Annotated in this window: 19 protein-coding genes; all 19 read right to left on the bottom strand. The window is 52.2% G+C overall.

What is annotated here, in order from left to right:
* Positions 1–3: 3 nt before the first annotated feature.
* On the bottom strand, positions 4–2,622 hold the full coding sequence (locus tag SPK40_RS00390) for a phage tail-collar fiber domain-containing protein (protein ID WP_330959070.1): 2,619 nt from the start codon (positions 2,620–2,622) through the stop codon (positions 4–6).
* A 7-nt stretch (positions 2,623–2,629) separates the two neighbouring features.
* Positions 2,630–3,226, bottom strand: coding sequence for a phage tail protein (locus SPK40_RS00385; RefSeq protein WP_330959069.1), 597 nt, complete (start codon positions 3,224–3,226; stop codon positions 2,630–2,632).
* Entirely contained in the window at positions 3,219–4,406 is a 1,188-nt protein-coding gene (locus SPK40_RS00380; protein ID WP_330959068.1) for a baseplate J/gp47 family protein, read from the bottom strand. Before SPK40_RS00380 ends, SPK40_RS00385 begins: the two co-directional genes overlap by 8 nt.
* The gene (locus SPK40_RS00375) at positions 4,399–4,722 is read right to left on the bottom strand and encodes a DUF2590 family protein (protein WP_330959067.1); all 324 of its coding nucleotides are present in this window, start codon (positions 4,720–4,722) and stop codon (positions 4,399–4,401) included. The genes SPK40_RS00380 and SPK40_RS00375 overlap by 8 nt, the downstream gene beginning before the upstream one ends.
* Positions 4,719–6,746 carry a phage tail tape measure protein gene (locus tag SPK40_RS00370; protein WP_330959066.1) on the bottom strand — a complete coding sequence of 676 codons (2,028 nt, stop codon included), beginning with the start codon at positions 6,744–6,746 and terminating at the stop codon, positions 4,719–4,721. Before SPK40_RS00370 ends, SPK40_RS00375 begins: the two co-directional genes overlap by 4 nt.
* 3 nt (positions 6,747–6,749) lie before the next feature.
* On the bottom strand, positions 6,750–6,893 hold the full coding sequence (locus tag SPK40_RS00365; protein ID WP_248141885.1) for a DUF6890 family protein: 144 nt from the start codon (positions 6,891–6,893) through the stop codon (positions 6,750–6,752).
* A gap of 41 nt (positions 6,894–6,934) precedes the next feature.
* Complete coding sequence (locus tag SPK40_RS00360) at positions 6,935–7,198, bottom strand: putative phage tail assembly chaperone (protein ID WP_330959065.1); 264 nt, start codon at positions 7,196–7,198, stop codon at positions 6,935–6,937.
* Positions 7,195–7,470 (bottom strand): hypothetical protein, encoded by a 276-nt coding sequence (locus SPK40_RS00355; RefSeq protein ID WP_248141881.1) that lies wholly within the window; start codon positions 7,468–7,470, stop codon positions 7,195–7,197. The genes SPK40_RS00360 and SPK40_RS00355 overlap by 4 nt, the downstream gene beginning before the upstream one ends.
* The gene (locus SPK40_RS00350; protein ID WP_330959064.1) at positions 7,471–7,992 is read right to left on the bottom strand and encodes a hypothetical protein; all 522 of its coding nucleotides are present in this window, start codon (positions 7,990–7,992) and stop codon (positions 7,471–7,473) included.
* Between the two features lies 1 nt (position 7,993).
* Entirely contained in the window at positions 7,994–8,401 is a 408-nt protein-coding gene (locus SPK40_RS00345; RefSeq protein ID WP_330959063.1) for a D-Ala-D-Ala carboxypeptidase family metallohydrolase, read from the bottom strand.
* On the bottom strand, positions 8,401–8,622 hold the full coding sequence (locus SPK40_RS00340) for a TraR/DksA C4-type zinc finger protein (protein WP_330959062.1): 222 nt from the start codon (positions 8,620–8,622) through the stop codon (positions 8,401–8,403). The genes SPK40_RS00345 and SPK40_RS00340 overlap by 1 nt, the downstream gene beginning before the upstream one ends.
* Positions 8,623–8,631: 9 nt before the next feature.
* On the bottom strand, positions 8,632–9,081 hold the full coding sequence (locus tag SPK40_RS00335; RefSeq protein WP_330959061.1) for a phage protein: 450 nt from the start codon (positions 9,079–9,081) through the stop codon (positions 8,632–8,634).
* Entirely contained in the window at positions 9,081–10,202 is a 1,122-nt protein-coding gene (locus tag SPK40_RS00330; protein ID WP_330959060.1) for a DUF2586 domain-containing protein, read from the bottom strand. Before SPK40_RS00330 ends, SPK40_RS00335 begins: the two co-directional genes overlap by 1 nt.
* Before the next feature lie 22 nt (positions 10,203–10,224).
* On the bottom strand, positions 10,225–10,893 hold the full coding sequence (locus SPK40_RS00325) for a hypothetical protein (protein WP_330959059.1): 669 nt from the start codon (positions 10,891–10,893) through the stop codon (positions 10,225–10,227).
* Positions 10,871–11,353 (bottom strand): phage tail protein, encoded by a 483-nt coding sequence (locus tag SPK40_RS00320; RefSeq protein WP_330959058.1) that lies wholly within the window; start codon positions 11,351–11,353, stop codon positions 10,871–10,873. The genes SPK40_RS00325 and SPK40_RS00320 overlap by 23 nt, the downstream gene beginning before the upstream one ends.
* Complete coding sequence (locus tag SPK40_RS00315) at positions 11,353–11,766, bottom strand: head completion/stabilization protein (RefSeq protein WP_330959057.1); 414 nt, start codon at positions 11,764–11,766, stop codon at positions 11,353–11,355. Before SPK40_RS00315 ends, SPK40_RS00320 begins: the two co-directional genes overlap by 1 nt.
* Positions 11,767–11,871: 105 nt before the next feature.
* Positions 11,872–12,588 (bottom strand): phage terminase small subunit, encoded by a 717-nt coding sequence (gene gpM / locus SPK40_RS00310; RefSeq protein ID WP_330959056.1) that lies wholly within the window; start codon positions 12,586–12,588, stop codon positions 11,872–11,874.
* A 10-nt stretch (positions 12,589–12,598) separates the two neighbouring features.
* On the bottom strand, positions 12,599–13,609 hold the full coding sequence (locus tag SPK40_RS00305; protein ID WP_330959055.1) for a phage major capsid protein, P2 family: 1,011 nt from the start codon (positions 13,607–13,609) through the stop codon (positions 12,599–12,601).
* Entirely contained in the window at positions 13,610–14,542 is a 933-nt protein-coding gene (locus SPK40_RS00300; RefSeq protein WP_330959054.1) for a GPO family capsid scaffolding protein, read from the bottom strand.
* Between the last annotated feature and the right edge of the window lie 13 nt (positions 14,543–14,555).

The raw sequence follows: 14,555 nt of genomic DNA, 5'->3' as shown, positions 1-14,555 counted from the left end.
TTCCTAAATATAGACTTCAACCAGCAGTCTTAACGGATCTTGTAATGCTCCGCTGCTGTTTTTACATACAATCTCAAACGCGTCTGAGTATTTTGTGAGTTCAGGCACAGACACATCTTCTGAAGAAGAAATGACATCTTCTAAATAGCCTCCGGAAACCTCATCTGTCAATTGGACCCTGAACCGGCCTTCTGAAATTTTAATTATGCTCTGAATCAGCCCAGTTTTTTTCAAAGTCGTTACAACACCGGATGAAATTTTAGTGGAGATCATCCCATCCGGAATATAAATATACTTTGATTTTGGCACTTCACTTTGCGAATTGATATCGACCACATTCATATAATTCACACTAGATACATCTGCATTCGTTTTACCAGTGAATACTGGTTGTACATTTGATGTACCTGTATTGTGATCCCAAGCCTTCCCACTGCTATGATTTAAAATGACACCAGAGAATGAAACATCACATTTCGATAAATACTTACTATGAACCGTATAGCTGGCATTGCTGCTCGCTAACTTTCCAGACAATGAAACTCTTGCCCCTTGTTCTAAGGTTGTCATGTATAAAGCACTGCGGCTATACCCATCAATATCTACTTCGCCCGTAATATTGGTATGCTCGCTCCCACCATAAAGATGAAGCCTGCCGTTCCGGGCAGTGAAGTTAATTAAATGTACTCGACGAGGATTTTCTTCGATGAAAAATGACAACTCTTCACTTGAACCGCCTGAGTTTAATCGCCCAGTTTTAACCGAAGCCATGACGATAAGCTCTTCGGTCATTCGTGCTGTCGACAACCCGTTAAACCCTCTCTGGCAATTCGCACCTAAATATAATCGCTTATAGCATGCCGCTGCGCCGCATGCCGTTTCAGCTTCCATGGTAATGTCAATATGAGCATTATAAAAGCCACCAAACTTATGGAGGTAAACTGCACCATCCTTATTTTTAAACGTCAGTCCAGTGATGCGAATATTTTCCAACATTTTCCATTGAACAAAATATGTATCCAGGCTGGTCACATCCATGTTTGAATAAATTTCCTCATCAAACAAAAGTGTATTCGCCCCAATATCAGCAATTCTGACAAATTGAAACTTTTGTGGAACATGGTTTTTATCTGGCGTTGATAACGTATGCTCCCCAGATATCAACACACCAGTCATTCCTTTTTTCAGTCCTGACGTTGTATCTACAGTGATTCGGTTCTGCCCCTTAACCACATTTGCTGTCAAACGATGTAATGTCACATTAGGTGCTAAACCTTCCGGATACTCCCAGGGTCTCCCCATATATGGGCCAAAATTTTTACTGCCGTAATACGATTCAACTTCCAGGGTTGGTATTTTCTTATCATCAAATATGATTGCTGTCCCCCCGAATTGGTAGTCACTCCGATTCACTTTAACCGAACCTTTGTAACATCCGTGAGCAACAAATTTAGCCCCATTATGATTCTCAGCATAGAATGGCATTGCTGAGAAGACTGATGTGTTATCTGTCCCCGTGTTCTGCTCATAGTTGCCATCCGGCACCGCATCACCACAACGAACATCCACAACACCGTCATGCTGTAATTCTAATGTCCGTCCATCATCCATTGTTACATCAAAATAACCATCAGGGCTTTCCAGATCTGTTATTTTGTAACGACAACAAATGCCACGCTGCACATTAATTATCGAACCCGTTGCGAGTTTGCACGCCTTTGCCTCTAACAACGTAAATACTCGTGCAGCTCTCGCATTCACATAGGCCTTATCAGCTTTCTCCCCTTCCGGACGCAAATCACTCACACTACCATCCGCCAACACCTGGGCAATTTGACATACAAAGTGCTTCACACCTTGCGGGTCGGTGTAGTCGTCTTTCTCGTCGGCGGTCACCACGAAATCAAACAAGGTAGTCTGTTCGCCGGTAGGTGAGCCTTCCCGATAGGCATCGACATAGATAAATGCTGGTTTACTCAGCACTTGCACAATCCGGTCAAATTCAAGTTGAACTCGATTACCCGACACGTACCCAGCACCGGCTTTGATCTTGAAGGCAGTAGACTGAGGCGTCACCAGAAAACCATCGTCCATGAACCAGTCTTTGCCGTTCATGTCGATCAGCGCCTGAGCACTGTCATCATCCATACGTTTCAGTCGCTTGGCTGAATCATATTGCCAGGTCGAGGCATCAACGGTGATGTTGGTGATTTCCGCAATGTCTTTGTATTCCAACACCACAGAGCGCACCAGAGTATTGCCCGCAATACCGGGTTCATCGGCTGTTTTCGGCGTCATTGCATGATGGTCAATGGTCACCAGTACGCCCTGCTCTGAGCTGTAAGCGCCCGTCCAGTTGAATTGGAACGGCCCTTCATCGCTTTTCAGGGTGGTCGAGTAGATCACCGCATCCGCGCTGAGCCGACCGCGTTGCTCCACGGCTTTTTCAAACACCACATAGTCTGTGGGCACTACATCTTCAGGCTGAGGGTAATCCGCCCGGTCGGGGACATTAGCAAAGATGAGCTTATCAATGGTGAGCGGGCTTTCTTCTGCGTTCACCTGTGCCAATAAGGCTTTACCAGCGGCGGTCAGGATTTTCGTTTCAGTCGTATTTGCCATTCTTTCCTCAGCCTTTCACTGTTGCTGTGTAGTATTCACATTCCATGTTCAGCACTTTGGGCAACATGGGTACATTGATGCGGGTTTTGATGTGCGCCGTCTCAAATCCGGCATCGATGGCCTGGCTTTTGGCAGCCACAGGCATCTGCACATAACTGGTGTACTGGTAGCGCCGACAGGTGCGGCCATACTGGCGGATCACGGTATCGAGCAACCGGGGAACTTCCGTTAAATCACCATCCTGAATCTGCAGACTCACCACGTCCCAATCCACGCTTTGCAGCCGTTCATCCTGGGTGATATGCGGATAGCCCAGCTTTCGGAACATATCTTCCCAGCCTGCAATCGAACCGGCCTCTTTGGTGAACGGGTAGGCGTAGGCCACCCGGATGCGAAACAGGGTTTCCGGCTCCTGGCCTAACCGGGTGACACCCCGCTGCCAGCCCAGCAGCTCGACCATGCCCATGGGTGCGGTCAGCGGGTCGTGTTGCTGCAGGGGCAGCTGCACTGCCTCCGAGACCTTGCCCCAGTAGCGATGCAGGGCGCGGGCAATCTTTGCCAGCTCACCCTGGCCCATCCACCACTTCAGAACAATGTCAGGCATTCTCAAGCGTCACCTCCAGCGTCCCGATACGGGGAATGGTCAGGTTGTTCAGAATGTCCACCTGGGCAAATTCCAGCGATTCAATACCAGGGAACTGGGCGTGTAGCTCTTGCCCCAGTTTCGAGAAGCTGAAGCGTTTGACCGGATTGGTCCGGGTCGGCTGATAATCAGAGTTCTCGCGAAAAGCAGCCCGGATAAAATGCTCAATCTGAGCTTTCAGGTCGTCTCGCGCTTCCAGCGTCATTGATGTCACAGGCCAGACAGAGACCTGAATATCCGTTTCAACACCGGGCATCGCCATCACCAGCAAATCATCCCCGTGGCCGTGCTGGCCGTTGTCCCGGATGTGCTGGTTCATGTCAGCAATCATTGCCGCTGACGGTTCGCCGGTATCGAGCAGAATGTAGGCGTTGGCAGTGCCCGGTCCGCGCGGTGCGTTGTGCTCGAAGTACACATTGTCATCCTGGATCCCGGCCCGTTTGGTCAGCAGCGCCCGATAAGCTGCATCAATGTGCCACTTGGCAATGGCTGACCACTGGTCACGGACCCGCAGACGCAGCTCATCGTCGGATTCTTCATCCGCACCGGCGCTGTCCAGCCAGTCTGCAGCGTTGGTCGCCGCCGCAATGCCGGAAATGGCCGTGGGCAGGATGTGGTAATACCCTTCGCCCAGGTTGTACGCCGCGCCGGGCAATTCCGCCTCAACCGGTGCCAGCACCAGGGTCTGGTTTTCCGGGAGCTCCGTGTCCTGAGTGACCCGGACCCTGTAAATGTGACCGTTAATCACATCGGTCTGAATCCAGGTGCCGGCCGCAATCATCAGGGCCGGTCCCTGCGCGGCGGCACGCTGAAACGCCACATGGCCGGATGCCTTGCTGGCACCTTTGCGGTCGGTCTGACAGGCCCAGGCTTGCTGGTCGAGCCATTCCCCGGCGGCCGTTGCCAGAAAGGTGTTCGGCAGCACATGTTTGACCATCAGCCGGTCAACCAGCCACACGGTGCAGCTGATCACCGCATTTTCAATCAGGCGCCAGAACGGGGAGAACGGCGAGTCGTTATTGATGATGGCCTCTTCAGCGGTCATCTCGGCTTTCAGCACCTGCTTCCAGCTGTCTTTATCCAGGGGCACCCCGGCATCTTTCACAATTTGGGCATAGTCAGGTTTTGGGATCTCAGCCATGACTGACCTCCAGTTCTAACGTGCCGAAATCCCGCGTGGTGGCAAACACCCAGATTGTACCGGGGGTGGGCTCTTCGAGCCGGACGGTTCCCGGAACCAGGCGTACATCTTCTTCAACCAGCAATTCAATCTGGGTGCTGATGTCTCGGCGCTTGCTGCGGCTGCGCTCTGCAATCAGGGCTACCGCCAGACCGGATTCAATAATCGCGTGCTTGATGTCCTGCGCAATCACGGCCCGGTCCTGAATCAGCACCGGGTTTCGCCCGGCATCGAGCACCACATCACCGTTATCGATCAAAATGTCCTGATAGGTCATCCGGCATACATCTCCATTTCGTTCGCGAAGTCCTGCGGGTTGTTCATCTGCTGGGCATAGATACTGACGCCACCATAATGCGTTGAGCTGCTCTGATAATTCGCCAGTGTTTTCGCCACGCCACCGGGTTGCACTTGTGCTCGGGGTTGAGCTTTTGCCACAGCATCAATCTTGATGTCCGGCTGTTCACCCATCAGGCCAATCTCAATGCCAGGGATCAGGTTGACCTGTTTAATCACCCAATTAATCATGTCGGTCACTTGTTTCCATAAAGTGCCGACCACACCCCAGAATGCCTGCCCAAATGCTTCAGTGGCCTCAATAAACGGCGCAAAGACTGAGGTGTCACTGAACCCTGAAAAAGCAAAATTCCACAACGCCGTAATGCCGGTAATTACTGAGGTAAAGGTGGCTGCAACCAGCTTGAGCACCTGAATCACCAGCATGAATGAATTCGCCATCGTCATGCCAAATAAACGGCCGACTTCGGTAAACGCGTTCAAGCCATCAGATGCTGACAAAAACTCAGCAAATAGCCCGAAGGTGCTGTCCCACAGGTTCGTCACTGCTCCCCATAAAAGGCTCACCGCTTTGAACACTTCACTCAATGCGCCCGATGTCTCGTTGCTCACGCCAAAGACATTCGAAAATGTTCCGCTCAGCGCTTCCCATGCCCCCGAAAAGAATGCAGCAATTGGGTCCCAATACTCATAAATCACAAACGCTGCTGCCGCGAATGCTGCTGCGACGAGCGCCACGGTTCCGGTAATGGGAGACATCAGAAGCATCAGGGTTGAAAAGGCCATTTTTGCGGCTCCGACCATGACGGTGAATGCGCCGCCGACAGCGGTCAGACTTAAAAACCCGATCACGGCATAACCAATATATTTGGTCAGGTTGGGGAACAGTTTTGTCCACAGCAGCACCTCCCTGGCGCCATCAGCAAGCATTTCGACCACAGGCAAAATGGAAGGGAGTAACGCCTGCCCGAATGCCGCACGCACAGCGAATAGTCCTTGCTCTAAACGCTCCCATTGGTCTGTCATTGCTCCGGCCATTTGCATGGCTTGATCAAGCCCTTTGACCTGGGAGAAATCTGCAATTTGCTTCCTAAGCTCCTTGGTTTGCCCATACAGCGTTGAAATGAAGGACATCGCTTCCTTACCACCGAAAGCTTTCTCCAATTTCATTTTTTCTAAAGCATCTAACGAGTCGCCATACTTGCCCTTGATGACATCAATGATTGAGGCCGCATCAAGCAGCTGGTTATTCGCGTCTAAGAAATTAAGCCCGAGTGATTTTCCAGCACCGGCGGCTTTACTGATGAAAGCCTGGTATTTGGTGGCAGCTACACCGCCGTCCATTTGGTTGCCCAATAGCCCAAGGATTGCAAACTGTTCACCTAAACCGGCACCTGCAACCGTTGCATCATTCCCTAACGCCCTGAAAGATTGAGACAGTTTCACACCATCAGTTTTGAATCGTTCCACCGCTAATGCTGTGTAACTACCCAGCTGATCGGCCCATGCATCTTTCCCAATGACCGTCGCCTGATCTTGGAAAATGCCATACATGGTTCCGAAGTAATCAGTTATCGTTTTGGTATCAGCTTTTGTTGCCGCAGCAGTAATCGCGGCTGTTCTCGACAAATTTGAAAGCTCATCACCCGTCAAATCCCCCATAGCGGATTTGATGTCGTAACTGGCCGCAACAAATTCAGTGGCAGATTTGCCATACTCCACGGCAAAATTCAGTGCAGTATCACTGAGCTGCTGAAGCTGCTCATCAGCAACCCCCAGAGACTTCACTTCTCCTAACACCCGGTCCATTTCAATGGCAGGCATCAGCGCTTGCTGCAGGGCAATCCCCGCACCGGCTACACCCGCCGCGCCAGCAACCATGGTATGGGTGCCGTCACGATAAGAACTGGCCATACCGCTAAACTGACGCTGGATATTCCCCAGCGGTTTAGAGATTTGGTCAATCAGTCCAACGGTAAATCGGAGCGGTTCGGGTAATGACATGGTTTATCCTGAAAATGCCTTGCTCACACCAGAGGCCATCGCTGCGGCCATGTTTTCCCAGTAGCGTTTTTCCAGCCAGGTCGCCTGGGCAAGACTGGTTTCATCATCCGTCTCACCCGGCAGCCACTTGCGACGAAATGCCAGCATCTGGGCAAGGTCACTGTTATCCAGTGCAGTGACCTTGCTGTTTATTTTTTTACGGAGATGGCGATTTTAGGCGCGTATGCCTGCATCAACGTCGACCCCAGCTGTATGGCTGCGCCTGGGTTCTCTTCAGTCAAATTTCTCAGGTATTCCTTCCCGTCTTCACCTACCGATTGCATGATGAAGTTGTGGGCGCCATCGGAAATATTGCCCTGCGCAATCTGGCCCATGTATTCCGCATACAGGTCCGGGGTGGGTTGAAAAGTGACGTCAGTACCTGCAACGGTTAAGGTGATCGTTTTGCTCATGGTTTTACTCGCTCCAGTTTTTCATCCAGACGGTTGAACCCGTCGGTGAGGCGTTGTTCAAGGCGGTCAAAGCCTGCTTTCAGCTCATCCCGCGTAGCATAGTTTTCAGCGACATAGGCGCGCTGTTCAGAAATTGCCAGCTTGTTGGCCGCCGTTTGAATAAACAGATAGCCAATGCAAGCCGCCAAAATTGTCAGGGCCACACTCAGCACAGGGACAATTGCACTTAAATTCGTCCGTTCCGGTGATGTCTGGCGTGTGGTGTCGGTCATCTATCCCCCTGTTTTCAGGTGTTTGGTTTTATCAACACTGCCTTTGCTGCTTCCCAGCCAGTAGGCAATGGCCGTCGAAAATGCGGTCAGTACAGCGCCCACAATGATCATCAGCACGCTGTCATAGCGTTCCGGCATTGGCGGACCGAACAGCAGCGCGGTAAACATCAGGGCCACCATGCCGACCATGGAAATTGCCAACGCGCTCGGCATCCAGTGGTCTCGATGCTGCTCACGGGCGTGCTGGGTATCCGCCATTGCAATGCGGGCGGATTCCATCGCCAGCCGTCCTTCTTCCAGCGACAGGCGTTTCAGCTCCTGGGCATGCTCCATCTCAATCTGCTTAAGTTTGAGAAAGGCATCAGGGTCATTCTTAATCGCATGCTCAATGGCATCCGGGGTGTTATCAACACCCAGCGCGCTGGCGACCAGCCCGCCGACTGCGCCACCTGCCGGACCGCCAATCAAGGTGCCGACCATGGGCGCTGCGGTGCCGATTAGCTGTTTCACTTTGTCCCACATGTCAGTAGCTCCAAATCCAGGGACGCGGACGGTTTTTTCCTGATGCCATGTCATCCAGGTGAATAAATCGGCCGGAACCTTTCTGCGCCACACCAATGCCGGTGAAGCCATACAGCTGCGCGCTACCAATCAAATTCAGTGCGGTTTCACCGCTTAAGCTGACATCAACCGCCTGGCCGTAGTTGTGCGCGCCGGGTGCTGATTTGCGGGCTTCTACCGGATGACGGCGGCAGCGGTACCCACTGGTGATCACGAATGGTATGTCCATGTCGCTGCGGGTGTTCTGCAATTTGTCCATGGTGGCAGGCTGCATCTTCAGACCGGACTCCGGCCCGCAATGGCCGCATTTACAGGCGAATTCTTCCGGTTTGAAGTTCGGCCAGCGGCGGATAAATTCTTCACGTGTCATCACAGTTTCCCCTTGTCGGCGAGTTCCTGGCATGGGGTGCAGTACAGACACCCCGGTATGTGTTGGCGGCGCTTTTCTGGGATGGCGTCGCCGCATTCCGTGCACTCTGTCGCGCTGGTCTGGTTGCCCGTCTGGCGGGTCGCGGCACCCAGCTGTCGGTCCAGCGCCATTTGGTTGAATTTGGCTTCGATAGCACTGGCATGATCAAATACGTCCGGCATTCGCTATCCTCAGGAAACCAGATCTTCGGTTTCGTCATCACGCAGGTACGATGTACCGTTGATTTTGATGAAGTCCGGACTGGTAATATCGAACGGGATTTTGTGCACCAGGGCGCTGCCGCCGTTACTGTCGACATCGAGCAAGTCAGAAATCTTGATGCGAACGCCGAACATCTCGACTTTCAGCTCATCCTTATCAATCTTGCCGTAACCCATGGCATCGAATGCCGGTAGTGCGCGCCAGGCGCCTGCATTGGCTGCGGCCTTGTTCAGCAGGTTGAACTGCGAGGTGGTCAGTTCCATTTCGCCCGATGCCTCTACATCGCCGTCCACGTAGCCATCCGGCACGCCGTTGGTTTTAGACACCGCGCTGTTATCGGTAATCGACAAGGTGAACTTCTGTGCGCTCAATCGGATGTCGCCCAGGTTGAATCGCATATTTTTTCCGGAAATTCGCATTAAGCCTCCGTATCCGCTGGGTTAGTCAAATCCAGTGCAATATTCACTGCGATATGTTTCGGGCAGTTATGCGGACGGGCCATCAGGCCAATGATCACTTTGGTTTTGGTTTGCCATTGAATCATCACATCTTCTTCCCGTGGCTTCATAATTTCACCCGGGAAGGTGATGCCGCCAATTTCGGTGGTCTTCGACATTCGACGCATATCTGCACTGAAATACTGACGATTGCGCTCAATAGACGCCGGGGTGGAATTCAGCCTTTTGTCGCCAATCCGGCGAATCGCTTTCACCCGAACCCGGCGGTTCAGCTTGTGCACCGGGCGCACATACTCAAGCACCTGATAATCACCGCCAGCGGCTTCCAGCGTGGTGGCATCCCCCCAGTAAATCCCCGGAAAGTCCGCGTACCACTGCGGCACCGAATAACGGGCGGTCGCCAGTGCAATAATGGTCGCCATATCCAGTTCTTTACCGTCACTGTCGACAGGCGTATCCCCTATTCCCAGCACATTGCCGGTTGCCACTCGCATGGGCGTATCGGCGACGGTGACACTGCGGTCACACAGTCGACCTGCCAGCACCCCGATATTGTTGCCATGCAGCTGGGGCACCGGCACCACCATATTGGCTGCCACATCCTTCACCAAGGTGACCATTGAGCCGGTATAAGCCGACCAGGTTTGCGCCGCTTTATCAATGCCCGGTACGGCAGCCAGAAAGAACACCCAGCGCCCCAGCTTGCTCACCAGTTCGGTGTGCTTGGCCTGCATGGCATCAAATCCGGCTTTGTCTGTGGTTTCATCCACAATCACAATGCCTTCGAAAGAGCCGGTCAGGTTGGCCGCATCCACCGCGTCTTCCCAGGTCTGGCCGTCTGCCAGCGCATAGATAGCTGCGGTCCAGTTTTGCTTGCCATTGAGCTGCGCGGCGATCACATTGCGGCCCAGGACATCATCTGCCACCACATCATCCAAGTTGGTTGCTGCAGACACATGGGTCAGCTTGCCCTTCAGCTCAGCTTTTGACGTACTGCCGATAAAGAGCAAATGACGCTCGATTTCCGGCACGTCGCCTTGCCCTAAGTTGAGGTTGTTGACATCAACGGTTCCGATTGCCATTTGCTCTATCCTTTGCTTGTCGTTATCTGCGCTGCCTGGCTTTTTCAATGTTCTGTACCAGTCGAGCACGCACACGTTCTTTTGATGTTCCTAAAAACTCACGTTGTGGGTTTTCTATCGTCCAGCTCTGCTTACCTTTTCGAGACCCCGTCCGCATCATGCGAATAATTACGCCCGCCTGGCCTATCGTCATTCGCCTGGCAATATTTCGCTTGCTCAGTCGGTTATAGCCGCCACCTTTGCGTTTCAGCTTGTAACCCAATCGCCTCAGAGCGATGGCCTGCTTATCTGTGGCAGGCGCTCCGTAGTCCGGCTCACCAAAACGACGATTCATTTTTTTGATGTGTTTTGCGGCGCTCTGATGCTCGATAAAGCCCAATTGGTTGGCAGCGGCTTTACTGCCTTTCAGCTTACGTTTCCAGGTCAGGTTCAAAGTCACCCGGTCCTGCACATAGGGTTCCATTCCCTGGGTAAAGCTGGCTAATACCGGATCTTCGCCCTGCTTACGCTTTTCAAATGGCTTGCCGTTCACATCCTTTTGCCTGCGAATCCGGCTTTTGGTCTGGCGAATCTCCCAGCGGCCCAAATCTTTCAGTAGCCAAAATCGCTTCTTCGGAGAGAGCGCTAACGCTTCTAACGCCTTCCTTGCCGAAACCGCATCACTGGCATTAAGCGTGATTACCGGTTTCATTGTTTATCTCGCTTTCTTCAGCCACCCAGATATCTACCGGATTGACTTTGTAACGTTTGCCATTCCATACAATCAGGCCGCTTTCGTCCGGAACAATTTCGATCGGTTCAGCAAACGTAATTCGAATCAGCACATCAGCTGTCGCCTCATTGTTTTCTTCAACTTCAATTTCAGGATCACGCAGGTCGTCCAGTACATCCCGATCACTGTCGTATTCATCCAACCAGCAAGCCAGCAGCGCAAACAGATTTTTGGGGTCAAGCTTCAGGTGCGGAAAAGCCTCAATTAACAAACCCGCATCGTACTGCCAGTAGGCAACCCGATATCCGTCGTTCCCTCTGTCTTCACCGTCAACGATGACCTGGCCGCCTGCCTGTGTTGCATGTATCTCGCCTTCGTGAACCAGGCCGGAGAGGCTTTCAACCAGGTATCCGTGTAAGTACTGCAGTTTGGTTTCCATCAAATCAGCTCCACACCATTGGCGCTGCGTCCCAGCAACAAACAGATGTCTCTCGTTGATTGGGCACGAAAGCGGGCATCCTGTTCGGGTGCATCTTCCGCCGCATTTTCAGCCACTTCCCGACGGTCCTGAGTCGCGAACTCCGGTAACAAATCGGCATGAGCTCTACTGTAAACGGCACGCCTGTACACCGATGGCGCTGAAAGCTCGGGCGGCTCACCACCTTCCAGCAAACTACTCAACTGCCCCTGCACATAAAACGCGGCTGCTTCCAGCGCCATCACAATTGAGCTTTCGTCGAATACAGATGGAATACGACGAACTTTGCGAAACTCTTCGGTACTTAAGTCCGGCCAGCCATTCCCAGATATCGGTGTATTGATGTCTGTATTCAGTCTTCCGCCAAAGCTCATCACATTCCCTATCAATTAGTGCGCCTCTTGCCACTGAGTCGACGGATTCGGGTTAGCCTGTTGGCTGCCCTCTCCTCGTCAGCCGAGGCGGGTGGCTTGGGAGTCTTACAAATTCTTCCCGGTTTTCAGCGCACTGATGCGCTGGTCAATTTTGGTCAGCATGGTGCCAACGCCAATCTTGTCGTATTGGTTGTTCGCCTCAACAAGCAGGGCTTTTGCTTTTTCCAGCATTTCAATGTCACCAACCGCCGCCGCTCGGGGTTTGCCTTCGTCATCACGCAGCAACGACAGGCCAGCAAACTTGAACCACTTGGCATTCACTTCTTCATGTAAACGCCAGTCATTTTGGATTTTCCCGAACACCTGGCTGAAATACGGCTCAACGCTTTGCCCGCGTTCGGACTGTTTTTCCGCCCATTCCAGCACCTGATCAGCACAAAAGCTCGGCCAGTCACGGCGGATAAAATCAGGCGTCGGCAAGTCCATCTCGATCGCCTTGAAACACCACTCGATGGCAGTATTCAAATCACCGATATCAAACAGCCAAACAATCACGGTGCTGAAAATTGGGTTCTGATACCGCTCACCAGAGTTCAGGTAGACGTCCGCCAAAGGCTGGTATTTCGGAATCAGCACATCACGCTTATAAGCCTCACGATCGGCACGCGCATTGAAACGACGTCGCATGTCCTGACGGTCTTCTTCAAACTCAATCAGTTTGATGTGCAGGCTGTCTGTATTCACCGTTTCAGCCTGCGGGGTTTCTACCGCTTGCTGTTTGGCAAGGATGGCCTCACGTTGTCTCTTTAACGGACTCACCATGCGCTATTTCCTATGCTGCCGGTTCAGGTTCAACAACGGTGACGTCTTCGATCGCCGCAAACTTGTGCATGTTGCCCACGGCATACCCTTCCATACGGATGTGATTGCTCTCGAAGCGAAGTTTGTCTTCGTTGTTTTTTTGGTTTCGCCACTGGGTGCCAGTCTGCGTCAAAATTTGCAGGTTCTTCAGGTTCGTTACCCAAATGCCTGTTTTCGGGAAGAATGGCGGCTTATAGGCTTGCTTACCCGCAATGGTTTTCGCCAACGACTGTGCTGCCTTGTGCTCTGTAGGCGTTTCCGCGGCTTCCAGCAAACGATGTTGTTCAGCGGCAACAAGTTCAGAACCGACCAAGACAACTAAGTCGGGATCTTCCTGATGCTCTGGTGCAATCGTCGTGTTAATGAGGTCTTGCACCAGTGAATCCAGGTTTTTATAGGCGCCAGCAGTTTTTCCGGTTGGGTCAAGCTGAGCGGCGGGCAATACCTGTTCAGCCGCTTTCTCTTTAACAATCGTCAACCAGCCTTTGTTGACGTCTTGCCCCAGCGGATTGGCCTGGGGGTTCGTTGGGCTTGCAATCGAAACGCCATTGAAGCCGACTCGGATCATGTCTAACGCAAAGCGGCGGGAAATGGCGTTTTGCATCAGCTTCAGCCATTCGCCTTTCTGACCGGAGTTCGCCCACTGAGTCATGGTTTCCCAGTCAATATGCGCTCCGGAATCAGTTTTGGTCAGCTCGTATTCGTTCCCGTCCTGGCCCACTTCCACACTGAAACGTCCATCTGCTGATCGCCCCGTTGACAGGCCATCGCTACCAACATCAATCACCTGGCCTTTAATCTGCTGAACTGGCAGCAAAGAAATCATCCCCAGAAACGCATGGGACTGCATGATCGCCTGACGCAGCTTGGTTTCCATTGGCGGTGTAATGTTGAACATCCGCGAACCTGCTTGTGCACCAGCAGCCGTGACTGTCGTTGCGCAAAATTCCATGAGGTATCCGGTTGAAAGTGCGTTCAGCATTTAAAATACCTCCATCGTATCGCTGCCTGTGCCTGATTGGTCCGGGGATTGCCCCGGCTTTTCTTGCTTCAGCTCGTTGAACTGGTCCTGTAGACCGTTGAGCTTTTCCGTTAGCGGGTTCAGTTGCTTCTCCAGTTCACTGGCGAATAACTGGCTGAAATTTGAGGACGTATCACCCTGTTTTTCACCGTCAGTCTTGCCTTCAGTGTCGTCTTTCGGTGGATCTGCAGGGGGTTGCGCTGAGAACTGGTTCACCTGCTCTTGCAGCGATTCCAGCTGGGCATTGAACGGCTTTAACTGTTCAGCCAGCGCGGCTTTTAATTGTTCTTCGGTCACGTCGGTTTCCTCGTCGTGCGGTGTTGCGGTTGAATGTGGAATCGGCGTTTCACCGCCTGCGGAAAACCACTCAGCAAGTGTGCTGAAGGCTTTCGCTATCGTGCTGCGGTCATCTTGTGCAACCGCGATAAAATCGGAGAATTTCAGCTCTTCCATTTGGCTGTATTCACGTTCATGCGTGTTTTCACCAATAGAGAATTTCAGGCGAGTGGTACCGGTACTGGCTGGGGAATCGGTCACGGCCAAGCCCATCAGATAACAGCGACCTTTGCCTTTGTAATCTGGGTTCGGCTCAATCGACGTGAACAGCTTTTGCCCTTCTTTATTCGCTTCCAGCAGATAATCATTTGCAGTTAATTTCGCAAACAGTCGCAGCTTGTCTTTAAATTTCGCGGCTTTGACTTCATCTACCGTTCCCCAGTTTTTCCCATCAAACGGCGCCCATGAAGAACGGAAATGCTCAGGCCAGATCAGCGCGGTGTATTCGTCAGTTGAATACTGGTCCGCCATGTCTTTAATCCAGTTGTCGGTAATGGTGCGCCCGTCTACGGTTGCCCCAGCAGTTGCCACAATTACCCAGCCAGTCGATTTGCTCATTGAGTCCCGATTC

Source organism: Photobacterium sp. 53610 (assembly GCF_036409375.1).
In the GTDB taxonomy this organism is placed as follows: Bacteria; Pseudomonadota; Gammaproteobacteria; order Enterobacterales; family Vibrionaceae; genus Photobacterium.
The sequence above is the reverse complement of the archived record's forward strand: the minus strand, read 5'-3'. Positions and strand labels throughout refer to the sequence as shown.